Annotated in this window: 24 protein-coding genes; 10 read left to right on the forward strand and 14 right to left on the reverse strand. The window is 49.4% G+C overall.

Annotated features, from left to right (window positions below; all coding sequences use genetic code 11):
• Positions 1-12: 12 nt before the first annotated feature.
• Positions 13-213 carry a hypothetical protein gene (locus H6F51_13095; protein ID MBD1823418.1) on the forward strand — a complete coding sequence of 67 codons (201 nt, stop codon included), beginning with the start codon at positions 13-15 and terminating at the stop codon, positions 211-213.
• Here the strand turns inward: H6F51_13095 and cobN are convergent.
• The gene (gene cobN / locus H6F51_13100; GenBank protein MBD1823419.1) at positions 210-4,091 is read right to left on the reverse strand and encodes a cobaltochelatase subunit CobN; all 3,882 of its coding nucleotides are present in this window, start codon (positions 4,089-4,091) and stop codon (positions 210-212) included. The two genes, H6F51_13095 and cobN, sit on opposite strands and share 4 nt — an antisense overlap.
• Positions 4,092-4,226: 135 nt before the next feature.
• On the opposite strand from cobN, the gene H6F51_13105 reads away from it, so the two are divergent.
• Complete coding sequence (locus H6F51_13105; GenBank protein ID MBD1823420.1) at positions 4,227-5,705, forward strand: CoA-acylating methylmalonate-semialdehyde dehydrogenase; 1,479 nt, start codon at positions 4,227-4,229, stop codon at positions 5,703-5,705.
• Here H6F51_13105 and H6F51_13110 read toward each other — a convergent pair.
• Entirely contained in the window at positions 5,702-6,364 is a 663-nt protein-coding gene (locus H6F51_13110; GenBank protein ID MBD1823421.1) for an FHA domain-containing protein, read from the reverse strand. The two genes, H6F51_13105 and H6F51_13110, sit on opposite strands and share 4 nt — an antisense overlap.
• Positions 6,365-6,605: 241 nt before the next feature.
• Positions 6,606-7,070 carry an acyl-CoA thioesterase gene (locus H6F51_13115; GenBank protein MBD1823422.1) on the reverse strand — a complete coding sequence of 155 codons (465 nt, stop codon included), beginning with the start codon at positions 7,068-7,070 and terminating at the stop codon, positions 6,606-6,608.
• Between the two features lie 137 nt (positions 7,071-7,207).
• On the opposite strand from H6F51_13115, the gene H6F51_13120 reads away from it, so the two are divergent.
• The gene (locus tag H6F51_13120; protein ID MBD1823423.1) at positions 7,208-8,053 is read left to right on the forward strand and encodes a universal stress protein; all 846 of its coding nucleotides are present in this window, start codon (positions 7,208-7,210) and stop codon (positions 8,051-8,053) included.
• Here the strand turns inward: H6F51_13120 and H6F51_13125 are convergent.
• The 5 genes from H6F51_13125 to H6F51_13145 form a co-directional block, all read right to left on the reverse strand.
• Positions 8,050-10,266, reverse strand: a complete 2,217-nt coding sequence (locus tag H6F51_13125) for a CHASE2 domain-containing protein (GenBank protein MBD1823424.1) — start codon at positions 10,264-10,266, stop codon at positions 8,050-8,052. The two genes, H6F51_13120 and H6F51_13125, sit on opposite strands and share 4 nt — an antisense overlap.
• Positions 10,267-10,544: 278 nt before the next feature.
• The gene (gene gshB / locus H6F51_13130; GenBank protein ID MBD1823425.1) at positions 10,545-11,513 is read right to left on the reverse strand and encodes a glutathione synthase; all 969 of its coding nucleotides are present in this window, start codon (positions 11,511-11,513) and stop codon (positions 10,545-10,547) included.
• Positions 11,514-11,646: 133 nt separating this feature from the next.
• Positions 11,647-11,907 (reverse strand): glutaredoxin 3, encoded by a 261-nt coding sequence (grxC, locus tag H6F51_13135; protein ID MBD1823426.1) that lies wholly within the window; start codon positions 11,905-11,907, stop codon positions 11,647-11,649.
• Positions 11,908-11,943: 36 nt separating this feature from the next.
• Positions 11,944-12,576 (reverse strand): 2OG-Fe(II) oxygenase, encoded by a 633-nt coding sequence (locus H6F51_13140; GenBank protein ID MBD1823427.1) that lies wholly within the window; start codon positions 12,574-12,576, stop codon positions 11,944-11,946.
• 91 nt (positions 12,577-12,667) lie between these two features.
• Entirely contained in the window at positions 12,668-13,912 is a 1,245-nt protein-coding gene (locus H6F51_13145; GenBank protein MBD1823428.1) for a PilT/PilU family type 4a pilus ATPase, read from the reverse strand.
• 302 nt (positions 13,913-14,214) lie between these two features.
• On the opposite strand from H6F51_13145, the gene H6F51_13150 reads away from it, so the two are divergent.
• From H6F51_13150 to H6F51_13175, 6 genes are all read left to right on the forward strand, one after another.
• On the forward strand, positions 14,215-15,342 hold the full coding sequence (locus tag H6F51_13150; protein MBD1823429.1) for a DUF58 domain-containing protein: 1,128 nt from the start codon (positions 14,215-14,217) through the stop codon (positions 15,340-15,342).
• Positions 15,343-15,349: 7 nt separating this feature from the next.
• Entirely contained in the window at positions 15,350-15,760 is a 411-nt protein-coding gene (locus H6F51_13155) for a DUF309 domain-containing protein (GenBank protein MBD1823430.1), read from the forward strand.
• Positions 15,761-15,919: 159 nt separating this feature from the next.
• Positions 15,920-16,402: an ostA-like family protein gene (locus H6F51_13160; GenBank protein ID MBD1823431.1), complete on the forward strand. Its 483-nt coding sequence runs from the start codon at positions 15,920-15,922 to the stop codon at positions 16,400-16,402.
• Between the two features lie 39 nt (positions 16,403-16,441).
• On the forward strand, positions 16,442-17,170 hold the full coding sequence (gene lptB / locus H6F51_13165; protein MBD1823432.1) for an LPS export ABC transporter ATP-binding protein: 729 nt from the start codon (positions 16,442-16,444) through the stop codon (positions 17,168-17,170).
• A gap of 6 nt (positions 17,171-17,176) precedes the next feature.
• A complete protein-coding gene (locus H6F51_13170; GenBank protein ID MBD1823433.1) occupies positions 17,177-18,328 on the forward strand; it encodes an LptF/LptG family permease in 1,152 nt (383 codons plus the stop codon).
• 2 nt (positions 18,329-18,330) lie between these two features.
• The gene (locus H6F51_13175) at positions 18,331-19,365 is read left to right on the forward strand and encodes an aromatic ring-hydroxylating dioxygenase subunit alpha (protein MBD1823434.1); all 1,035 of its coding nucleotides are present in this window, start codon (positions 18,331-18,333) and stop codon (positions 19,363-19,365) included.
• A 7-nt stretch (positions 19,366-19,372) separates the two neighbouring features.
• Here H6F51_13175 and H6F51_13180 read toward each other — a convergent pair whose 3' ends face one another.
• The 6 genes from H6F51_13180 to H6F51_13205 form a co-directional block, all read right to left on the reverse strand.
• Positions 19,373-19,834, reverse strand: a complete 462-nt coding sequence (locus H6F51_13180; protein ID MBD1823435.1) for a hypothetical protein — start codon at positions 19,832-19,834, stop codon at positions 19,373-19,375.
• A 7-nt stretch (positions 19,835-19,841) separates the two neighbouring features.
• Positions 19,842-20,525: a hypothetical protein gene (locus H6F51_13185; protein MBD1823436.1), complete on the reverse strand. Its 684-nt coding sequence runs from the start codon at positions 20,523-20,525 to the stop codon at positions 19,842-19,844.
• Between the two features lie 209 nt (positions 20,526-20,734).
• Complete coding sequence (locus tag H6F51_13190) at positions 20,735-21,163, reverse strand: CAAD domain-containing protein (GenBank protein ID MBD1823437.1); 429 nt, start codon at positions 21,161-21,163, stop codon at positions 20,735-20,737.
• Positions 21,164-21,441: 278 nt separating this feature from the next.
• A complete protein-coding gene (locus H6F51_13195; protein MBD1823438.1) occupies positions 21,442-22,068 on the reverse strand; it encodes an alpha/beta fold hydrolase in 627 nt (208 codons plus the stop codon).
• Positions 22,069-22,081: 13 nt separating this feature from the next.
• A complete protein-coding gene (locus H6F51_13200; protein ID MBD1823439.1) occupies positions 22,082-22,831 on the reverse strand; it encodes an SIMPL domain-containing protein in 750 nt (249 codons plus the stop codon).
• A gap of 79 nt (positions 22,832-22,910) precedes the next feature.
• Positions 22,911-24,341 carry an MFS transporter gene (locus tag H6F51_13205; GenBank protein MBD1823440.1) on the reverse strand — a complete coding sequence of 477 codons (1,431 nt, stop codon included), beginning with the start codon at positions 24,339-24,341 and terminating at the stop codon, positions 22,911-22,913.
• A 101-nt stretch (positions 24,342-24,442) separates the two neighbouring features.
• Here H6F51_13205 and H6F51_13210 point away from each other — a divergent pair, with 101 nt between their 5' ends.
• Positions 24,443-24,964, forward strand: coding sequence for a phosphoribosyltransferase (locus tag H6F51_13210; protein ID MBD1823441.1), 522 nt, complete (start codon positions 24,443-24,445; stop codon positions 24,962-24,964).
• The last annotated feature ends 75 nt before the right edge of the window (positions 24,965-25,039 follow it).

A 25,039-nucleotide genomic window follows, 5' to 3' on the forward strand; every position in this document is an offset into this window, starting at 1 on the left:
CGCACTGAAATAATGGATCGCCCTTTGCCCTTGTTTAAATTTCCGTTGTCTTGGACATTAGTGTTAGTGATTGCGATCGCCCTCTGTTTCAATACGCCGATCGCTCAGACTGCTAAACCCCTCAGCGAGTTAAAGATTGCGCTGCAAGTTTCAGAAGCAACCTCAACCGGACGATCGCGCCGTTGGATCAAAGTATCGCTGCTGGGATTTTAGGAAATTTGTCCTTCGATCACGCCTTCTGCTTCAAGCACGATCTCTCTTAGTTGCTCTAGGGTTTTCTCGTTGGCTTGTTGCCAAAATCCGCGCTGATTGGCTTCGAGCAATCGTTCTGCCATATCTCGCAGTGCCCAAGGATTTTTAGATTGAATAAAATTCTGTACAGTCGAATCGAATAGATACGCTTCGGCAACCCCTTGATACATATAGTCTTCAACGCATTGAGCCGTGGCATCGTAAGCGAAGAGGAAGTCGATCGTCGCCGCCAGTTCAAATGCGCCTTTATAACCGTGTCGCATCGCGCCTGCAATCCATTTAGGGTTAATCACCCGCGATCGATACACTCGCGCAATTTGTTGTTTGAGCGATCGGATCTTCGGATTTTCAGGCAGGGAATGATCACCAAAGTAAGTCGTGGGATTTTTGCCTTGAGTCGAGCGAACGGCTGCGGTTAATCCACCTTGAAATTGATAGTAATCGTCGGAATCGAGTAGATCATGTTCCTGGTTATCCTGATTTTGCAGAACGATTTGCATTTGGTTTAATCGATTCTGGAATGCTTCAGGAGCAGATTGAGCAACACCGGAACTACTGTAAGCGTAACTACTCCAGTTAATGTAAGCGCGAGCGAGATCTCCATCGGTTTCCCAATTCTGAGATTCAATCAATCCTTGGAGTCCAGCCCCATACGCACCCGGTTTTGAGCCGAAAATGCGATGGCGCGATCGACGATCGGCAAGTTCAGCACTCAATCCGGATGCTTGCCAAACTTCTGATTCTTGCTTGACCTGAGCCGCTAAGGGATTTTGATCGGGGGGTTCATCGAGTTGAGCGATCGCACTTACTGCTTGATCAAATAAATCAATCAAATTCGGAAACGCATCGCGGAAAAATCCTGAAATCCTCAAAGTGACATCGACACGCGGACGACTCAGCACCGATAACGGCAGAATTTCAAAATCAACCACGCGGCGAGAAATGCCATCCCAAACAGGTTGAACTCCGAGTAATGCTAAGGCTTCTGCTAAATCGTCTCCGCCTGTTCGCATCGTCGAAGTCCCCCAGATTGAAAGCCCGATCGTGCGGGGATATTCGCCGTTTTCCTGGGTGTAGCGTTCGACGATCGCTTCTGCGGCTTTACGTCCGACTTGCCATGCGCTTTCGGTGGGAATCGATCGGATATCAACCGAGTAGAAATTCCGTCCGGTAGGTAGAACTTCGGGTCGTCCGCGTGTGGGTGCACCTGATGGTGCGGCGGGGACGTAACCGCCATTTAAGCCATGCAGCAGGAAGTCGATTTCTTGATGAGTGTTTTGCAAAGCTGGAAGCAAAAAGGATCGAATCCAGTTGAGTTCGGCGGTGTAGGCGCGGTCTTGGGGGATGTCTTGCTGGAGTAGGCGATCGATTAAGTTTGCGGCTTCGGTTTCGATCGCGGCGATCGCGTCTCCGACGGTTCGGAATTTTGCGCTTCGGTTGGGTGAGTTCTGCCCCCTAAATCCCCCACGAGTGGGGGACTTTGAAGTGCGTGAATTCCCTTGCAGTTGGAAAACCTCCTCGATCTCAAAGTCCCCCAGAATGGGGGATTTAGGGGGCTTCCCGGACTCCTCATCGCAGCGAATCACTTCAAGCGACTCGTCTAAACGCTCTGCCGGATCAGCCGTTAACGGATCAAAATCAAGTCCCCAATCTTCAGCAATGGCGCGGGTTAACCCAACTCGATCGGGCTGCGGATGACGTGCGATCGCCACAATCAAATCTCTCAATTGCCGCCCTTCTGGACATTTTCCGAAAATATGTAATCCATCTCGAATCTGTGCTTCTTTTAATTCGCAGAGATAGCGATCGGTATCCGTAATCAAATCGAGAATCGAATCCGCATCGCTAGGAAGTTCAGATTTAAGATTATCTTGTTCAACCAGATCAATAATGCGATCGCGAACCACATTTAACCGGGATGGATCAAGATTTTGCGCTTCGTAATATTCATCGATCAGCGCCTCTAATTTCTGCAAGCCACCATAAAGCTCTGCACGAGTCATCGGTGGCGTAAGGTGATCGAGAATGACCGCTTGGGCGCGACGTTTAGCTTGGGAGCCTTCACCCGGATCATTGACGATAAACGGATAGAAATGCGGTAAAGCGCCGATCGCAATCTCAGGAAAACAATTCTCAGAAAGCGCCACGCTTTTTCCCGGAAGCCATTCGAGATTTCCGTGTTTGCCAACGTGAACGATCGCTTGTGCGCCAAAGGTTTCTCTCACCCAGTAGTAAAACGCTAAATATTGATGCGTAGGTTCTAAATCTGGAGCGTGATAGTTCAAAGACGGATCAAGATCATATCCGCGTGCAGGCTGAATTCCAACGAACACATTACCAAACTGAATTCCAGGAATCGCAAACGATTCTGCGGCTGAACTCCAGCGATCGACGATCGATTCTTGAACCGATGGCGGTAATGTTGAAAAATAGGTTTGATATTCCGATAACGATAGCGACTGATTCACATTGCGTAATTCTCTCGCCTCTGGATCATTGGTCACACCTCTCGTTAATTGCAGAACTAATTCATCTCCATTCTCAGGAATATTATCAACCGTATATCCTTCGCGTTGTAGCGCTTTGAGAATTTCAATACAGCTTGCAGGTGTATCCAAACCAACACCATTGGCTAGGCGACCATCGCGAGTTGGGTAATTCGCTAAAATCAGCGCAACTTTACGATCGCGCTTCTCACTCCGCCGCAGTTCGACCCAATTTCGAGTTAAATCCGCAACGAATTCGACGCGATCGTGTACCGCCTGATAAGTTACAACTTCCGTTTGCAACTCCGGATGTCTTGCTTGCACCGCCTTAAACGAAATTGCTCGACTAATAATCCGTCCATCCACTTCCGGCAATGCCACATTAATTGCAGTATCTCGCGGCGAAAGTCCCCGCAGTTGTGCCTGCCATTGTTCCACTGTGCCACCGCTTAAAATCACTTGCAGCACCGGAATATCTAACGTTTGCCAGAGTTCAGGTGCATCCGCAGCAGCAGTCATTCCAAACGGAATCGCAGAACCCAGCGAGAAGCTTGTGGTATTCAGCAGAATATCAATACTCGATCGATCCTTCGGTTGAAAATAAGTCAGCAATTCACTTTGAACATCCGGATCACGCAGCGAAGAAACAAAAACGGGAACGGGACATAAATCACGATCGCATAACGCTGCACACAGGTCATCGATCACCGCAGTATTACTCGAAAGATAATGAGCGCGATAAAATAAAATTCCAACTTTGCGATCGCTGCAACGTTTACCCGATCGATAGCTACACTGCTCACCTGTTCGATACAATCCCACACGTGGCACAACCTGTGGATCAGCGAACTCAGCCTCAACGCCCAAATAAGTCTTCGCTAAAAACTGAAGCGCATTGCGATAGTTCTCGGCTCCACCTTCGTTGAAATAGCGCCAAACTCGCTCAACCTGAGCAAACGGAACCGTTGAATGGCTCATCAAATCTAAATCCGGTCGATCGTCCCCTGGCAGCACAATCAAAGTCGCCCCCGAATTTTCTGCCGTTTCGCGCACGACTTCCAACCCATACGACCAATACGACCGCCCCCCAATAATCCGCAGCACAATCACCTTTGCTGCTTCTAACACCTCTTCTGCATAGGTATCGATCGTCAATTGCTGCTGAAGCTGAAGCAAATTCACACCCCGCACTTCGGGAAATCCGGAGGGCAATTGAGTAATCGCGCTGGAGAGCGTTTGAATATCGGTATCTGCTGCCGTGATCACCACGATCGGGGCAGGAGCTTGCTCGATAAAGACAACGCCTTCGAGATCAGGAGTCCAACCTCCAGGAGTCGCAGCGATTCGGTGCATAAACACATCGTGAGAGGGCAAGCTCTTAATCTACCGTGAATTCGCCGAAACGCCGAATTACTGCATCGAACAATCCACAATTTTTGGCTTATTGCGATCGCCCATTATGATCGAAGCTGAGAGTGAGGAAAAACCATGACGCAATCTTCTCCGATCGTTCAAAACTACATCAATGGTGAATGGTCTACACCGACTGCCGAAACCTATCTAGAAGTGATCAATCCCGCCACGATCGAAGTCCTCAGCAAAGTTCCTCTCTCTCCCGCAAGCGAAGTCGATCGCGCTGCCACCGCCGCTCAAACTGCCTTTCCTGCCTGGAGACGCACCCCCGCGACCGAGCGAGTTCAGTACCTTTTCAAACTCAAAGCACTGCTCGAAGCACACTTTGAAGACATCGCCCAAACCATCACCCTCGAATGCGGTAAAACGATCGCAGAATCCAAAGGCGAAATGCGACGAGCGATCGAAAACGTTGAAGTCGCTTGCGGCATTCCCATTCTGATGCAGGGCTACAACTCCGAAGACATTGCCCGTGGCATTGATGAACACATGATCCGGCAACCTTTGGGAGTCACGGCAATCATTACGCCGTTTAACTTTCCAGGCATGATTCCCTTCTGGTTTATGCCGTATGCGATCGCCTGTGGCAATACCTGCATCATCAAGCCTTCTGAACGGGTTCCGCTGACGATGCAAAAGATTTTCAATCTGATCGAGCAAACAGGCTTACCCAAGGGTGTGATCAATTTAGTCAATGGTGCGAAAGAAGTCGTTGATGCCTTGCTCGATCATCCAAACATTCGAGCCATTAGCTTTGTGGGTTCCAGCCCAGTCGCGAAGTATGTTTACAGCCGCGCCGCCGCAAACGGGAAACGATCGCAGTGTCAAGGGGGTGCCAAAAATCCGGTGATTGTTCTGCCCGATGCAGACATTACTATGACTACGAAAATTATGGCGGATAGCGCTTTTGGCTGTGCGGGTCAGCGCTGTTTAGCCGCCTCGATCGCCATCACCGTCGGCAGTGCCAAAACCACTTTTACGGATGCGATCGCCCAGGCTGCTACCACTCGACAAGTCGGATTCGGGCTCGATACGGGAGTGCAAATGGGCCCTGTCATCACCGATCAAAGCAAAACCCGCATCGAAACAATCATCAATCAAGCTGAAACCGAAGGCGCAAATATTCTAGTCGATGGTCGATCGCCGCGAATTTCCGGCTACGAAAACGGCTACTTTGTGCGCCCAACCATTCTGCAAAACATCGATCCGACCGGGAAAATTGCTCAGACTGAGATTTTTGGCCCGGTGCTGAGTCTGATTCACTTAGACTCGATCGACGACGCGATCGCCCTGATTAATCGCAGTCAGTACGGCAACATGGCATCGCTATTTACCTCAAGCGGAGCCGCCGCCCGCAAATTCCGCTATGAAGCCGAAGCCGGAAACATCGGCATCAATATTGGCGTTGCCGCGCCGATGGCTTTCTTTCCGTTTAGCGGCTGGAAAGAAAGCTTCTTCGGAGATCTCCACGGTCAGGGCTGGCAGGCGATCGAATTTTTCACCCAAACGAAAGTGATTGTCGAACGCTGGCAAGATTGGACGCGGCAATTCTAATCCGTTTTATTCAGATTGAACGAAATCTCTTCTTGGAGTTCCGAAAAGTCAATAAATGCACCATTCCGCACTTCTGCATTGTTTAACCGCTCCAGCACTTCAGGATGTAGCGCCTGAACGACCCGTTCTTGAACACTCACAAAAAAGAAAAATCGAGTGCTCCCCACATAGATGCAATCTCCATCGTGAAGTGGCTGGCGCTGTTGAACCCGAACACCATTGACGTAAGACCCATTCATACTGTTGAGATCGATCAGATAAAACCGACCCTCGCGATACAGAATTACCGCATGACGACGCGATAGTTTGCGATCTTGCAGAGGTAGCGCTGCTGATCGATTCCGCCCGATCGTCCAGACTCTCTGCGACTGTCTTAGGGTGATCGATTCCTGTTTTAGTAAGTTGGTCACAAGATGAGCTTGTGTCCCGATGACAACACCTTGAATGTAGCGGGGCTTCGCATCCGGCAGTCCGGGCGGTGGCTCGATCGTCGCCTGAGCATCGCGCTCGATCGTTAATGTCTCGTTTCTGTTGCTCTGCGGGTCTTCAAAATTCTCCTCATCGAGTCCATCCCAAAACTCAGCCAAGGCATCCGGTGGATTCACAGATGCCGGAAACGCAGCGTAACGATCGTCAGGGCTGTAGAATTCTTGCTTCATGAGAACTTCTTAAATCAAAGACGCACTTCCGGTGTATCCCCCTAGACTTCCCCAACATCGCGCAGATTCTGACTATAAGAATGAAGAACTGTTATAAATCACGATTCACCTGCCCATAATGAAAATTTTGGATAAAAGAAATTCAAAGTCGCAAGTCGTGCAGAATGAAGAGTAATAGCAGTTTCCAGAAGTCCTGCGACACATCACTTCCCTCGTAAAAGCGTAGTAGAGGAATGCTAAATTAACGCACGATCGCTAAAGCACTTTGAACCGTTGGCGGTAGTCGTCTTAAAATCTTGCCTTTTTCCATATCCACCGCAACCAGCACCACCCGACCACTGACGTACAGCACCGTGTGATCGAGCGAGCGAATCTCATACCCAACCGGAAGCTTGACACCCTCGATCGGCATCAATTGCGTTCTCACGATCGCCTTCATCCCCATGCGAAGCGACTGATGATAGCGAATCGAGAGATCAATCACAGGCAAATTGCAGCCCATTTCTACCAACTGCGCGAAATCAATGCCACGCGACTTGAGAAACTCGATCCGGGCTTCTTCCAGCCAAGCAATATAGCTACCGTGCCAAACAATCCCGGCAAAATCCGTATGGTGAGCGTAGACCGTGATCGGATAATCAAACCAATTAGGCGAGATCGGCGCAGGAACGAGATCCGAAGGGGGTAGCTGGGGAGATTGAGGCACGATCGTACTTTACAAACCATAATGAACACAGAGTAGCGCCACCGCCTAGACTTGAAACAGGCGCAGACCGAGAAAAATCACTCTCGATCTCTAAACACCACTCTGTTTTAAAGTCTACGCAGAAACGAGGCGAAGCGATGATAGAAAAAATTTTATTAGCGGATTCGGGTACAGGACGTTCCGAGGATATGCTGAAAGCGCTGATGGCGATTCCGTCGATCCAGCGAGCCATGGTAACAGTGCTGCACGTCGTTCCCCCGCAAACTAGCGCAGACGCGATGACTGAAAAGTGGGAAGAAGGCGGAAAAGTGCTGGCACAGGCGGTACAGTCGCTTAAACTAGAGCCGAATCACGTTTCGGCAATGCTGCGGCAGGGCGATCCCAAAACGGAAGTGCTAAAAGCTGCCGACGAAGTGAATGCAGACTTGATCATCATGGGATCGCGAGGACTCAAGCGACTGGTTTCGATCCTAGAAAATTCTGTCAGTCAGTATGTGTTTCAGCTTTCGTCACGTCCGATGCTGCTGGTCAAAGATGACATCTACGTGCGGGCAATCAATCGGATTGCAGTGGCGATCGACAAGTCCGAAGCCTCAAAGCAATGTCTCTCTTTAGCACTCTCTCTACTGCGGGATATCAAAGGCGGACAGTTGACGCTCATCCACATCGACTCTAATCCCAAAGCCAGTGAAAAAACCGGAGCCGAAGCCGAGAAAGATTCGGTTTTTGCAGAAGCGATCGCTCAAGCGAAACAGTACGGAGTGAGCTATCGCGCAGTTACAGCAGTCGGTAAGGCAGGTCAAGCGATTTGCCGTGTCGCTGATGAAACAAAAGCAGATTTATTGATGCTCGGATCACCCGATCGCAGACCTTCGGTTGCCAAAGGACTGCCAGATCTCGATCGCCTGTTGGGAACATCGCTATCCGATTATGTGCGAGTGTATGCAAACTGTCCGGTGCTGTTAACGCGAACCGTTAGCTAATCACGATCACTCACATTTGAATTTTCAACCGGAAGCGGATTGGCAAATGCAAATCGACCTTTTCCGGTTTTTTTTGCCTCATACATGGCCTTGTCTGCCAGTTCAATCAGGGCTTCTAAGCGATCGCTGTGATTGGGAAACAAGGCAATCCCAATGCTTGCCGTAACGGATAATGTTTCTCCCGAAATCGCAAAGGCTTGCGATAAGGTATTGAGAATTTTGCGTCCAACTTGTGCGACATCCTGTACCCCTGGAATCGTGGGCAGTAGCACCACAAACTCATCTCCGCCCAATCGCGCAACCGTGTCACTCGTTCTTAAACATCCGGTCAATCGTTTCGCAACTGCTTGCAACAATAGATCGCCGATCGGATGACCTAATCGATCATTAATCTGTTTAAATCCATCTAAATCAATGAACATCAATGCCAGAATTTGATCGCTTGATCTTGCAATCCCCAAAGCTTGACTAATGCGATCGTAAAGCAATGCACGATTGGGTAATCCGGTTAATACGTCGTGATTTGCAATATAGTTTAATCGCTCTTGACTTAAGCGGAGTTGCGCGTTCGACTGAGACAATTCTTCTGCGGTTTGTCTGAGTTGAGCTTCGATCGTTTTTCGCTGTGTGATATCTCGAATCACGCCCACTAAGAAAAAATTGCCCGCTGCATCTTTATGCAGCGATCGTTTTGTAGCAATTTTATAGGTGATACCGTGCGCATTGGTGAATTCTTCTTCGTGTTCTATTTCATTCCCATGTTTGAAAACTAGATCATCTTGCTGCCAAAAGACTTCCGCTTCATGTTCGGGAAAGACTTCATAATCTGACTTTTCAATCATCTCGGAGATCGGCTTTCCGAGCAGTTTCGAGTAAGCCTCGTTCAGCACAATCCAGCGATGCTGCTGATCTTTCACAAAGACCGGATCAGGAATCGACTGAATAATCGAATGTAAAAATTCCTTCGATCGCTTCAATTCTTCTTCAGAATGCGCGATCGCAGCAATCACCGCAGCAGTTGAAGCGGACAGTACGATGCCTGCCGGGATTAATGGCACAATCCAGCCCGCCAGAAATAAGCCGTAGCAAATTGCAACCAAGCCGCTACCGATCACAAACACAGCGATCAAATTTCGCTGAGGAAGCCGCAGATGCCAACTCACGCTGATACCCACGATCGACCAGACCCAGATCCAAATCGCATCGATCGGCTCACTCCAGGATTTAAGCTGCGTTCGCCCATCCAGTGTTTCACTCAAAATCTGGCTAATAATATTCGCCTGAATCTCCACTCCTGCCACGTCTTCCGGGGGACGATTGATGCTGCCAGAATACGAGGTCGCGGAAAAATCCTTCAGGCTGGGGGCAAATGAACCAATTAACACAATGCGATCGCGCAGTTTCTCAGCCGGAACCTTACCTTCTAGAATGTCCTGCATCCAAACGGTGCGAAAGCGTCCCGCCCCACCCCGGAAGTTTGCCAAAATCTGATACCCGCCTGCATCGGCATTCGCATAAACGCCATCGCTAGACTGAAAGCGTTGAAATACTGCCTGTCCAAGCTGCAACTGTCTACGATCGAGCTTTGCGCCTTCTTCTTGAATGCCCTTTTGTTTGAGATACAGCAGCGCCAACTGCATTGCAAAGCTGCGATGCTTGCGCTTGTCGGCATCAAACCAGTACAGCAGCGACCGCCGAATTTTGCGATCGGCATCATAGATCACATTGTTAAAACCGACCTGTTTTAGCTCCTCCAGTACGGGCGGAGGTGCAACCCCTCGTCCTGATGAATCGGGCATCTGCTGAATTCCAATCAGGTTCGGCATCGCTCTAAAGGTAGTCAACAGTTCGGCGTGTCCATCATCAACTCGGACATCACGATAGATATCTAGCCCGACCGCACGGGGCTTTGCAGACTGAATGGTTTCCAGCAGTCTTGCCAGCGTGCGATCGCCCAGCGGCCATTTGTAGCGCTGCAACTCTTCTTCGCGAATGCCGACAATGACGATGCGATCGTCTACGGCTTCAAGCGGACGCAACCGAAAGAAGATGTCGAGACTGCCGAGTTCCCAGGATTGGAGCGCGCCTGTGAATCGGAGTCCAATCACGCAGCCTGCAATAACAGAGGCGGGAAGCCAAATTTTGGCGCTCCGTCGCAGCTTAGTTGAGACTTTTCTGCAAAATCCGAGTGGTCGCGTGAAAGGTTTACTCATTGCAGTTCACATTAGTCTGACAGACAGAACGCTTTGACTAACAAGCACGATACCAACAGGGAGTGAGTTCGATCGTCGGCTGAGAGTGAAGTTTTCCGATTCGGTCATATCTTCATCGTCTGGTTGTAATTTCTTTACCTCGCCTTGACCGATGCAGCTGATCCGTTAGGTTAGCTTGGGTGCAGCAAGGGTTGGTAGGTCACCCTTGTCAGGGGTAGTTAGCGCAAGGGGGCTTGTCGCTGGCTACCTTCTTTGGAGCCGTTAACTCAGGAAACACCTTATTTCTGCTTCACAAGCTCGATCGATTGAATCACCTGCACCGCTAACTGAGTATTGTTGAGTCGATCGACCTCACGAATTCCGGTCGGACTGGTGACATTGACTTCAGTGAGGTAGCCACCAATTACGTCGATACCGACGAAAAATAGACCGTCTTTCTGTAGAGTTGGAGCGAGTTGGGCACAGATTTCGCGTTCTCGATCGGTGATGTCAGTTTGAGCGCTCCGTCCGCCGACTGCCATATTGCCGCGAAATTCGTTGCCTGTGGGAATGCGGTTGACGGCTCCGATCGGTTCTCCATTCAGCAGAATAATCCGCTTGTCGCCGTCTTTAGCTTGTGGGAGGTAGGTTTGCACCATGATCGGGAGTGTCCCTTGCTGGGTGCTAATTTCGATCATGGAATTGAGATTGCGATCGCCCGATTGCAGAAAGAGAATACCCTCACCCGCTTTGCCGCCTAGAGGTTTGAGGACAGCGGTTCCTTGTTGTTCGAGAAATTGTAGAATCACGCGCTTTTCTTGCGTCACGATCGTTTCGGGAATCGCTTCGGTAAATTGCAGCGCATACATTTTTTCGTTTGCTGCCCGGATGCCGGAGGAGGAGTTAATGACTTTAGTTTTGGTCGGGTCGATGTAGTCGAGGATGTAGGTCGCGTAGAGATAGGCAGTGTTGACTGGAGGATCGGTTCGCATAAACACGGCATCCATCGTTTCGAGCGGCGCAAAGCTGGGCGGCTCGATTTCAAACCAGCGATCGACGGCGATCCAGCGATTATCACCCAAGGTGACGGGAACCAGTTTGACTCGTTCGAGCGTTGCCCAAGCTTTCCCTTCGACGACGCTGAGCCGATTTGCCTGTGTGATCCAGACTTCATGCCCTAGCTGTTGTGCTGCTTCCATAAACGCCACGCTGGTGTCGTGGGTGGGGTCGAGGCGATCGATGGGGTCGATGATGAATGCAATTTTCACGGTAGTTAAGATGTGTGGTGGAGAGTGGGGAGTGGGGAGTGGGGGAGTAGATGGCGTTACGCTTTGCAAGCGGGAAAAGTGAAGTCACAGTTCTTTCTTCCTACTCTCCACTCCCTACCCATCTTCGGATCAACTATGCTGCCAGCAGCGGATCAAGCTTGCCCGATCGCTCTAGAGCGTGAATATCGTCGCAGCCGCCGATGTGCTGGTCGTTGATGAAAATTTGGGGGACAGAGCGGCGACCGTTAGCGCGTTCTGCCATTTTTGCGCGTCCGGGTTCGTCTCCGTCTAGACAGTATTCGGTGTATTGAACGCCTTTACGATCGAGCAGAGCTTTGGCGCGGATACAGAAGGGGCAGGTGCTCCAGGTGTAGATTTCAACGTTCGGACTCATAAGTGTCTCAAGCATTAGCAACGCTTTTAATTTTAGTCATAGTGTGACGTTGTGTGACGTTTCGCGACGAATCCAACCATTCAGAGTGAAGCGACTATCGGCAAAGTGGCGCGATCGACAAGTCACAGGTAGCACTTCATGGAGAAAATGACTGGGAAAGAACACGATACTGTTGTTAATCGGTTCGATGTCTTGATAAGAATCAGCTTGAATATAGGAGCTATTTTCTAAATTTAGATCGTATATTCTTAATGCACCTCCGAAGAAACTCTTAGGTTCTCGATGGAAGTAGTAGACATAGGAGATAATTCGATTTGCAGCTTCTTCACTTCCATTATCGTTGTGAACTTTGTAATAGTTTCCATCGTTATGGGCTGTGAGTTGAATTTCGATTTGAGAAATCGAAAAAGCTTGAATGTTCCAGGCTTCTATTAAAGACGGGATAATCAGCTTAACCTTCTCAATCATCCAGTTCTCGTATTCTTTGAAGTAGTAAAGAATGCTGGATTGGCGATAGTTGATCGCACCTGTTGAGGTTGTAGTCGCAGCAAATTGATCCTCGCGAGCAAGGACGTAATTTAACAGATTAGTGCGATCCTCGAACGATAGAAAATCATGAAGCTGAATGAATTGAGCGGGTTGATAGCAAGACAATTGATAGCAAGACATAGTAGCGTTCGATCGTAATACACCCATTTCATCCTAAGTCGAGCAAACAGGAATAAGCGTTCAATAATCTTTGATGATTTTAGCGATCAACCTAAACCGGGCGATATTCCCGCGCCAAAAGATCAAATTCACGGTTCGCAGAACGTCCTGGATCATATCCCTCATTTCGGACTCGACGACGCAAATCGCCCAGATCTGGTGAGGCTTTCACCGCATCTTCTGGCGTAATCTTACCCAGTAGAATTAACTCACACAGCGCTTGATTCATCACCTGCATTCCTTCATTCGTATCCGTTTCCATCAATCGGAATGCATCAATCTCGTTGCCTTTGATCAAGTAATCTTGCATGGCAGGCGTGTTAATTAGAATCTCGTGTGCCGCTGTTCTTTGCCCGTCTGTTGTGGGTAATAGCTGCTGAGAAATGATGGCAAGTAAAGAGTCTACAATCTGAATTTTCATTGCAGCCTGCTCATCAGGATTGTAGAAATTGAGTAAGCGATTGAGCGTTGGAATTGCACCCCGCGTATGCAGCGTTCCTAATACTAAGTGTCCGGTTTGTGCCGCCTTTAATGCCGTATCGATCGTCACGCGATCGCGCATTTCTCCAATCAAAATCACGTCCGGATCTTCACGTAATACTGCTCTTAAAGCCTGATGAAATTCGTGCGTATGTAAACCAACTTCTCGTTGACTAATCAAACATTTTTCAGAGGTGTGAACATATTCGATCGGCTCTTCGATGGTCACAACATGGCGCTGCTCGGTTTCGTTCAGATGGCGAATCATGGCTGCGATCGAAGTCGATTTTCCTGATCCGGTGGGTCCTGTCACCAGAATTAAGCCTTGCTGATGACTGACGAGATATTTCAGCACCGAAGGCAATCCTAAATAATCGATCGTCGGCACTTTTAGCGAAATTAGCCGCAGCACGATCGCGCCCCCCGTCAAACTCTCAAAGCAGTTCACTCGACAGCGCAGCAATCCCGGATAGTGAATTGCGGTATCAAGTTCTTTTTCTTGCCGAAATCGATCGCGCTGTTCTGGAGTGAGAATTTCCGAGAGAAACTGAGCAAACAGTTCTGAAGAAATCGCAGGCTGAGACTGAAGTACCATCTGTCCACCCACTCGATAGCGCGGCGGTTCTCCAACCCGAAGATGAATATCAGATGCCTGTTTTGCAAAAGCGTCTCGTACCATCTGGCGAATCGTGGGTGTAGCCAACTGCTCCCGATTAGCTCGTGCCGGCATCATTGGTGGTGGTGGAACATTGGATTTGGCGATCACCGGATCGAACGATCGCGCTCGGATTGGCTCATTACTAGGATTTTGTGTCATAAACTCAGGCTGACATGAAGACCATCATCGGAAGCAATGGGCAAATCGGGGGCAAGGTGAGAAGTGCAATGTGAGAAACGTGAGAAATACTTTAATTTTTACGACTGTAGCGGAAATTCTGGATCGTATAAACACAGAGAAACTAAATTTGCAGAAAGTTTGTGAACGTAAAATCACGGAAGGTGCGATCGAGTCTGCTAGAAATTACTGAAGCACTTGCAGCAAAAGGTTCGTAAAAGGTTCGCCAATGGCTCAGTCTGTGCATCCTCAACTTAGACTTCTTTATAAATCCTTCACAGATCATGCGTAGCGTTACTCGGCTGACCGATTGGCTCGAATCTCGGTGGACAAATCCTGCTTATAGTGGCTGGCTTCTGGGAGGGATGGGGTTATTTTTCTTTCTCGCCGCGACCAACTCGATGGCGGGTTGGCTGTATGTCATGAGTGGCGTTGTATTTGCGCTGATGGCGATCGCAGCCGTTCTCTCCCGGCGAACCCTGCAAGGACTCACGCTCACCCGCCGCCCGATTCAGCCTGTAAGCGTCGGAGAACCCGTGACGATCGAGCTATTGATCCAGAACTCAACCCGCCAGCGTAAATCACTCATTCAAGCGGAGGATTTAATTCCTTCGGTGCTGGGATCGCCCGTCCAGCGGGTAGTGGAGTTGATTAACCCCAACAATTCCTACTACTGGGTGTACCAGCATCCTGCAACGCGACGCGGCATTTATCGATGGCATGAGGTTCGATTACGCACGGCTGCTCCTTTGGGGTTGTTTTGGTCGCGCAAATCTTTTCAAATCGACGCGATCGCGCTGATTTACCCCACCGTTCTTCCACTACAACGCTGTCCTTTAATTGATCAACTCGGACAGCAAAACAGTTTGCAGCTTCAAGCGCAGCGCCCGATTCCAGCCACCGAGGGCATGACGCGATCGCTCAGACCCTATCGCTGGGGCGATCCGATGCGGATGATTCACTGGCGCAGTAGTGCCCGATACGGAGAATTACGGGTGCGCGAGTTGGAAACCTTCACCAGTGGGCGGGAGATTGTGGTTGCGATCGACAGTGCAGCCAACTGGAAGGCGGAAGCGTTTGAAGAAGCCGTGACCGCAGCGGCATCGCTGTACTTTTATGGCGATCGTCAAACTCTACCGATCCGACTTTGGACAGCAGGAACCGGACTGATTCGGGGACGTTCAGCCGTGTTAGAAACTTTGGCAGAAATTCAGCCCAACGAAGACACACAATTCTCCCCGTTGCTAGATGCAACAGTGATTTGGTTAACGCAAAATCCACAAAGCTTGAACACTTTACCAAACGATAGCCGATGGGTGTTGTGGGGCGATCGAATGCCAAGTTCGGCGCGTCCGGGGATTATTGTGGGAAAGGAGCGATCGTTGCAGTCGCAATTACAGGATAAGGTTTAGGAGGGAGATGGACACCGAAGTTTCAGAAGAATTTTGGCAAGGCATCGATCAGTTTAATCAGGGTGAATTTTACGCTTGTCACGACACGCTAGAAGCGATTTGGATTGAAGCTCCGATGTTCGAGAAGAAGTTTTATCAGGGCATTCTACAAATCGCAGTGGGGCTGTATCACCTCGGAAATCACAATTGGCGAGGGGCTGTGATTCTGATGGGAGAAGGCTTAAACCGTCTGCGAGAGTACCAACCGGAATATGGTGGAATAGACGTGGAGCAATTGATCGATGAGGGTTCTGAATTGCTGAGCAAAATTCAAGCGGCTGGAGCCGATCGTGTTGCTCAAATCGTTCTCACTGCCGATCCACCGCAGGACGGTGACGATCGCATTTTCCTACGTCCGCCAATGATCCAAAAGCGTTAGATGGACTTGATCTGAAACATGTTAGGCTCGCCACTCGTCGTTAGATACAGCACACTATTTAGATACAGCACACTAGATTGACGGAATATTCAAAGATGCAGTTGATCAAATTTGATTAACTTTCTTACAGTGATATATTCGAGGTCATCCCGATCCTTTATGCAGTTCTCAGCCATGCTTCGTCTCCGATCGCTCTTCTTCCTCCCGATCCTTGCTGCCTCAGTGATTGCCAGCGGCAGCAGTTCTGCTCAAGCTCCCGCCGCTACTTCAACCCCGCTCACCCTCCGAGCCAACACCACCGAAGCCAACGCCAAAACTGGAGTCGTGGTAGCAAGGGGCAATGTGCAAATTAATTACCCCGCACGTCAAATTCAAGCGACTTCTGCCCAAGCGATTTACTACAGCAACGAGCGGCGCATCGTGCTGTCGGGCGATGTCTACGTGCTGCAACAGGGCAACAGCCTGCGCGGGGAAGTCATTACCTATTTAGTCGATGAAGGGCGATTCGTTGCGCTGCCCCAGCCGAACAAGCAAGTCGAAGCCATTTATCTGATCGAAGCTCCCGCGACACCTGCCCAGCCTACACCCGCAACTCCCGCCCCGTTCAGTCCGAGACCTCAGTTTCAATCGAAGAATCGCTAACCAGTTGTCTTTCTCTGTTGATAGTCCCAGGAGCGGGTTTTGAGAATCGTTCTAGAAAACATTCACAAATCGTTTGGCGATCGCTTGATCGTCAATCGGGTTAGTTTGTCAGTCGCTCAGGGCGAAGTGGTTGGGCTGTTGGGGCCAAATGGAGCCGGGAAAACGACGACATTCTATATCGCAACTGGGTTAGAAAAGCCTGATAGCGGTAAAGTTTGGCTAAACGATCAAGATGTGACCGATCTACCGATTAACAAACGCGCTCATTTAGGGATTGGCTATCTGGCGCAGGAACCCAGCATCTTTCGGTATTTAACCGTGCGAGACAACATTCTGCTGGTGCTGGAGCAAACCAAAGTTCCGCGCTGGCAATGGCGCGATCGCCTCAACAACCTGCTGAAAGAATTTCGGCTCGAAAAAGTTGCCTCGTCGCTAGGCATTCAGGTTTCTGGAGGAGAACGCCGCCGCACCGAACTGGCAAGAGCGCTGGCAACCGGAGTCGAAGGCCCGAAATTTCTCTTTCTCGATGAACCGTTTGCCGGGGTTGATCCGATCGCCGTTGCCGAAATTCAAGAGATCATTGCTCAACTGCGCGATCGCCAAATGGGTATTCTGATTACCGATCACAATGTTCGCGAAACTCTAGCAATTATCGATCGCGCCTACATTATGCGAGACGGTCAGATTCTCGCCTCTGGCAGCGCTGAGGAACTTTACAACAATCCCTTAGTCCGTCAGTATTACCTTGGAGATAACTTCCAGCGTTAAAGCCTTATGTCTTCCGCTTCCTTCCGACTGCGATCGCCAATTTCTGTGCTTGATCGCTATATTGCTCGTCAATTAGCAAGTCCGTTTATATTTGGCGTAGCGGCGTTTTCGTCGATTTTGGTGTCGGTTGGGGCGATTTTCGATCTCATCCGGCAGATGACCGAACTGGGACTGCCGATCGCGATCGCTGCCCGTGTTCTCCTGTTAAGAACACCAGAATTTATTGCGCTGTCGTTTCCGATGGCAACGCTGCTTTCCGCCTTAATGGTTTATAGCCGTCTGTCTACAGATAGCGAACTGATTGCGCTCCGGAGTGCGGGGATTAGCATTTATCGCTTGATCGTGCCTGTGGTAGTGCTGAGTTTTCTGGTTTCGCTGCTGACCTTTGCATTTAATGAAGCGATCGTTCCCGCCGCGAAATATCAAGCAGGAGTCACCCTAGAGCAAGCCTTAAAGCAAGACAAGCCGAGGTTTGACGAAAAGAATATTGTGTTCCAGCAGTATCGCGAGGTGAAGCAGGATGGAGCGTCGCAGCAGCAGCTTGAGCGAATTTTTTACGCCCAGCGATTCGACGGAGTGCAGATGAAAACCTTAACGGTGCTGGATTTTTCCCAAGAAGGACTCAACCAGATTATCACCGCTAATTCTGCCCAATGGAACTTCGAGCAGCAAACCTGGGACTTCTCCGACGGCACGATTTATCTCGTCGATCCGAATGGCTCATACCGAAATATTCTCAAATTCGAGCGGCAGCAGATCCAACTCCCCCGCACCCCGCTCGACCTTGCCACTCGTAAAACCGATTCCGCCGAGATGAATATCGCTGAGGTGCAGGACTATATCAAGCTGGTGGAGCAGAGCGGCAACCAAAAGAGCGTCAACCAGCTCACGATGAGAATTCAGCAAAAAATCGCGTTTCCGTTTGTCTGCTTGGTCTTTGGGTTGGCAGGGGCAACGCTGGGAACTCGTCCTCGACGCGGCGGCAAAGGCACCAGTTTTGCGATTAGCATTTTGATTATCTTTACGTATTACCTGCTTTCGTTTGTGTGTGATGCGTTCGGGCGATTGGAGATTTTCACCCCAGTTCTGGCGGCTTGGTTGCCCACGGTGGTAGGACTGAGCGCGGTGAGTTGGCTATTGGTACGGGCAGCACGATAAGCATGGATAAACCGCTCTTTCTTCGGAATCTCTGGTATTACGCGCTTCCGGGCGGAGCGCTGAAGCCGGGACAAACGATCGCAAAAACTCTTCTAAACGAACCGATTTTATTCGGACGAACGCGATCGGGTGACGTTTTCGCGCTGCGAGATATTTGTCCGCATCGCGCAGTTCCCTTAAGCTGTGGACGATTTGACGGCGCTGAAGTGGAATGTGCCTATCACGGCTGGCGATTTAATCAAACTGGAAAATGTTCAGCAATTCCAGCCTTAACTGAGGATCAAACGCTTGATTTTTCTCGATTTCGGGTGCGATCGTATCCGGTGCGAGAGCTTCAGGGGAATGTCTGGATTTTTATGGGAGCTGAGGATCAGAGCCTTCCCGAAGATGAACCGCCGCAGGTTCCAGGGTTCGACAGTACCTATCAAGCTGTGGTCGTGATGAATTTCCCCGCGTATCTCGATCATGCGGTCGTTGGATTAATGGACCCGGCTCATGTGCCATTTGTCCATCGATCGTGGTGGTGGCGTTCTGATCCAACCTTAGCGGAAGAAGTGAAAACCTTTGATCCATCGCCGTTAGGGTTCACAATGCGGCGGCACAAACTGGAGCGATCGACGCTGCTCTACGATTTAGTTGGTGGTGGTCCAGAGGTCGAGATTTCGTTTCAGCTTCCGGGTGTGCGGTTTGAGCAAGTGATTACCAAGCAGCATCGCGTTTGTAATTTAACAACGATGACCCCCTTGAATGACAATGAAACTGAGGTCACAACGCTGTTTTATTCAACCATTCCTTGGTTTAATCTACTCAAGCCGTTTTTGGTTCCAGCGACTCGGACATTTCTGAATCAGGATCGTGAAATGGTGGTGAAACAGCAAATCGGGCTAAAACACAATCCTGGATTAATGCTAATTAAAGACGCAGATACTCAGGCGCGGTGGTATTACCAATTAAAGGCGGAATTTACGCGATCGCAAGCCGAGATGAGATCGTTTGTAAATCCCGTAAAAGAGCAGATTCTCCGGTGGCGGTGTTGATAGCGTTCTACTTTTTTTCAGGCGATCGGCACACAAATTCCATCACTTTATGCGTACTGCTCCCCGCTTTCGGTTGCAGCAACATTCCCGTATCGCCATAGTCGAATTTTTGAATCAGCTTCCGATTCGTTGTGTAAGCGTTCACTTTTCTAAGACGCTGCGATTGAGCAGCACAATCCGCCGACCAGCGCATGACTGCACCATGTACAGGCTGATCAACCTTCACGTCGAGTAGCGCATTATTCGCGTCTGGAAACTGGCGATATTCCCAGTACCAGACGATCGAGCCATTTCGCTGAATCGAACTGGTATCGACAAAAAACTGGTCTTTGACCGAATTTTCTGTGATCTTTGTCCACTGAGCCGTCTGAGCAAGAGTCGATCGCATTGGGAGAATCGTCGCGCCCAACAGTAAAGTAGCGCTACTCAAAAATGCAGCAGAGCGATTTACAAACTTCAAAGCATTCATAACTTTCCTAACGGTTCGTCGGTTTCTCAGTCATCGGAGTGGTGCGGCTAGAGCCGCGATTTGCAGTCCCTAGATTGCGGAGGGCTTGCAGGGCAAATTGATCCTGTGGACGCTCATCGAGTGCCCGTTGGAAGTAGAGCCGAGCCGCTTTTTGATCCTTGCGCTGAGCAGCGGCATAGCCCGCGGTCATGTAGCGATCGTAGAATGTTTCGTTTCGGCTCGGTTTCTCAGGCTTTTCCGCAACGGTGGGCTGGTAGGCCCTCAGTGCTTTTTGCACATAAGGCGCGATTTCTCGTGCATTGAACTTATTCGCGTCGCCCGTCATCCACCAAGCTGCGACTCGTTGAACCGCAGCCGTTTCATTATTGCCGATCGCTTTTGCTTCTTCTTTCAGCACGTCGCGCACGATGCACGTCACAATCGATCGAGCAATGCCTGAATTTGCTTCAAATTCAGATGGAGACAGCGATCGTCCGGTACAGGCTTTTGACCAGCGTGGGATATTGTCGGGCTTGACTTGCCAATCACTGAATAGTCCAGTGTTGGGCTTTTCGGGTTTTGAGGCTTGGCGTAGGGCTTCAACGATCCGATCGACTTGAGCATTGCTCAACTGCGCCGATGCGGGCAGCGCAATTAAACCGAAAGCGCTGATCACGAGTAATGGTCTGATTAGCTGTTTACAAAAGTGCATAGCCGCTAAAGGTTGCATCAAAAATATGATCGTTATTTTGATCTTAAAGTGCCTGACCCTAACAAATCTTGTTTGGATCGAGCAGTGCTGATATCAAAAAACTATGAAGGAATCAGGCTTCGAGGTCAAGCCATTGTGTGACAGCCAATTCAACAAAAACAGGGGGCTGATTTACAGCCCCCCGATTTCACGACCGTTGCGACTGCGCTCTATTGCGTCACACGACCAACCACTTGTTCTTTGAGCTTGTTGAACTCCTGCCCTAATTCCTCACGGTTGGAGGCTTTCAGCAAATATCGATACACAAACCAGATGCTGTAACCCAATCCAACCAGTTCAAAGGTCGGCTGTAATAGGGGAACGTCGTTGATCGCACCTAAAAGGGCGAGGGTAAGCTTGACCGAAACGATCGAGCCAAAAATCAGTCCGACCGTCACCAAAGGTTTGCGGTACTCTGAGAAAAATCGACCGAGATATTCCGGCAGCGATGCCAAAACCGAATAAGTCTTGTCGGCGATTTCGCGCCACTGTTCGCTGCTTGAATTGCTAGAGACAGGCGCAAGCGTTCCAGCTTCGTCCATTTTGATCGTCGGAGTTTCGACGGTGGAGGCTTCCATTTCTTTCACTTCAGGTTCCATACTAAATACCTTGGAAACAATAACCTAGTTTGTCTCGCTGGAGCAAAATTCCAGCATTCGGACAGTAGCAGAATTCAACTTTAATTTTCGCTATCTTTCAAACATAGCGAAAGTTCAGAGATAAACTTGTCTCTTGCAAGATAGATAATCCTCAAAAATCTGAACTCTGTAAACCCTACTTTCGAGCAGATTTACCCTCCAGTTAGGAGATGTAAAGGTTAATAGTGTATTTGTTCTATAACTTACCATTAGTCAAACGCGATTGCATCACTAAGATTTTATAAGCTGCAAAATTCCTGAATCGCTTGCCAAATCTGCGCTTCTTGATTCACTAGGCTGTGATTGCTATCCAATTCGATCAAATTTACCCACGATCGATCTTTTACATACAAGCGGCTTTGAGCGATCGGAATCACTTCGTCGTGGACTCCATGTAAGACCAAGGTTGGAATGGGTTTCTTGATCTGGGCTTCGTCGTAGTTTTTGAGGTCTGAAACAATATCGTAATTCAAAGACGCTGATCCACCTAGGCCATAGTGATAGATCAAAATTGGCACCCCGGATCGCCATCGCTCTAGGTCAGATGGGTCGAATGCGGGAAGCCAATGATTTAAATAATTAAATGCAGGTGCAAGCAAAACGACGCGATCGATTTGATCACACTGCTCGGCAATCCAAGCGGCAGTTAATCCCCCAAAGCTAGAACCAATTAACGTTACAGGTTCGTCGTGCAACAGGCTTTTAACCTGCTGAATTTGGCGAGTCAGGGTGAGATGTGGAAAATCGTTTTGATTTAGATCAGGAACTTCTAGGGAGAGATGAATCGATCGGAAACGATCGCAAAGTTGACGAGCTTTGGTCGATCTTGGACTTGAAGCAAATCCATGCAGATAAAAATATTTCATCTCTCCGCAGAAGCTAGTAACTGATTTGTAATGTGACCGATCCTTCGACTCGTTGTTCTCCCCCAACGACCGGACTCGGAGCGGCTTGAACCTTTGTATTTCGTAACTCCATCACCGCAGCATCCCGGAAAATAGGCGGCGGTGCAGAGGCTCCATTCACCTGAACATTCACAATGTCTTTACGGGTTAGATTCAAGGCACTGAATACTGCATCTGCTTGAGCTTGTGCCTCTTGAGTGGCTTTACGGAGCGCTTGTTTTTGGGCGGCGGTGATCGCTTCATCTGACGCGACAAAGCTGACCCCATCGATCCGACTTGCGCCTCTCTTCACCGCTTCATCGATGATCTCGCCTGATCGCTCGGTCGGAACTCGAAACGAAACATTATTCGATCCCGTGTAGCCGACTAGGGTTTGACGGTTGTTGGTGTAATCATATCGAGGACTCAAATTGATTCCCGTGGTTTCGAGCTTATCGACTTGGCGCGATCGCAAGAAGGTGACGACTGCATTCGATTTGCGAGCCACTTCTTGCTGCACTTCATTAGCGGTTTTGCCTTGGACTTCGACGCCCAATCGCACTTGCGCCAGTGTCGTTTGGATATCTTCGAACCCGCGACCTGTGACAGTTAAGGTTCGCACTAATTTCTCCTGAGCCTGAACCGGACTGATCATCGATAAGCTAACAATACCGATTGCCATTGGGATGGCACTCAACCGTTGCCAAGGTGACTTCTGAATGGATTTCTGAACTGGACTCATCATCACAATTGCCGTACTTAAGAATGTACCTACTTTGCCATCGCATTGGATGAATCGTGCGATCGGTTACACTTTTCGCAACTTAAGACGGGTTGTGCTTGCGCTCATGAAGTTTCAGACGAATCTCTGCGTGAACTTCTCGCGTGATCGGATAGAAATACACCAACACCATGCCAATGAGCAGCGCGATCGTGGGAACAGGGCCGATCGACAGTCGAATCGCTAACAACACCTCATCTGGCTGAACAGGCAGTTGAACTGCTTCAGTTGGCTTGACGTATCCTGCCCACCCTAAACTTTGCAGCACGATCGCCACCGCAATCCCCAAAGAAACCTTTTGCAGAAATGTCACAAAGCTATAGAAAATTCCTTCGCGGCGCTGTCCAGTTTGCAGCTCATCGAGTTCGATCACATCCGGCAACATTGACCAGGGAATTAAATACGCGACCGATACCCCAAATCCTGACATCACTGCCAACACGTACATCAAGGTCAACTGTCCCGGCTGTAAAAAGAACAATCCGCCTTGTGCAATAATCCACAGCACCATGCCCGCAGCATAAACGCCCCGTTTGCCAATTCGCTGACTCGCCGCATTCCACAGCGGAAGGACGAGCATTGCAGTCAGTTGCACGGCTAATACCACGCTTGGAACTGCCCACGGGCTATTTAGTCTCATCCAGCTTCCGACAAAGTAAGGAATAATCGCTGCTGTAAGCTGAAAACTCAGCCAAGAACACAGATAAATCCCAACGACAAATAGAAATGGACGGTTGCTGAAGGCAATTTTGATTTGTTGCGCGATCGGTATCGAGACAGGTTGCTCTGATTCAGGACGCTGTAGCCCGATCGCTTTCATCCGATCGAACGTCCCCCAAACACACCAAAACAACGGCAACGATCCCAAAACGGCACAGACGGCACCAATCACCAGATAGCGCTGCCGCACTTCGGGAAACATTGATCCAATGATGCCGACCAGCACGACTGAGAGAATACTGCCGCCGATCGAGAACGCAAATCGGTAACTGTTTAAACTGGTGCGCTCATCGTAATCCTGCGTCATCTCCGGCGTGAGTGCTGTGTAAGGCAAATTCACCACCGTATAGAGCCACCCAAACGCGATCGAAATAAAGGTGTAATACCAAAACAACCCCCACTGCTGCCCGTCTGGATTGTTGCTAAACTTGGGCACAATCCATTGCAGGAAAAAGAAAAAACCGAACGGAATTGCACCCGCCAAAATCCAGGGGTAGCGGCGACCAAGGCGCGATCGAGTCTTATCGCTCATCACCCCAACCATTGGATCGTTGACTGCATCCCAGACCTTCCCGACCAATTGTGTCTGTCCAGCCAGTCCGGGATTTAACCCCGCCACGTCCGTCAGAAACGGCGAGAGATAGAAGATCAAAATATTTGCCGTGATTGCAGGGCCTAAATCTCCGGCTCCATAAGCAATTTTTGTTTTGAGGTCGAGTTTTTCAGAAATCGGCTCGTTAGCAGAATTATTCATAACAAAGTCGCAGAATCCGGGGTAACAGTTGTATTATTTTCATCGTCTTCACCTGTGTAATCCGCAGGTTGCAGAAAAACTTATCTATTTTTGACTTCACTATGCCCGATTCCACTCAGTCCGATCTTCATGTCAGTTGGCCAGATTATCATCTGTTAATCGAAAAGCTTGCAGCTCAAATTTACCGATCGGACTGGCAGTTTAATCAAATCGTCTGCTTGGCAAAGGGGGGATTGCGCGTCGGCGATGTGCTTGCCCGCATCTTCGATATGCCGCTGGCGATTTTATCGACTTCCTCATATCGCAGCGGCAGTCAGTCGAGGAGTACACTCGTCTTCTCAAAAGATCTGACGATGACGACGCTGAATTTGGGCAGTCATGTTTTGTTGGTCGATGATCTAGTGGATTCGGGCGTGACGTTGCAAAAGGCGATTCCTTGGCTCGATCGGCACTACGGCTTCTATATCGAGGAGGTTCGTACTGCCGTTCTCTGGTACAAAGCCTGTTCTGTGATCAAGCCCGATTATTATGTGGATTATTTGGAGCATAATCCCTGGATTCATCAACCGTTTGAGAAATATGAAAAGATGGAACCGTCGGAACTCTTGAAGCTTCCTGAGTAAAACCTGTGCCCTAGTAAATAGAGCTGAGTTTCTCCTGTCCAGATGTCATCTGCAATATAAGGCTAGGAGCGGCTA

The organism is Cyanobacteria bacterium FACHB-DQ100, assembly GCA_014695195.1.
Classification (GTDB): Bacteria; Cyanobacteriota; Cyanobacteriia; order Leptolyngbyales; family Leptolyngbyaceae; genus Leptolyngbya.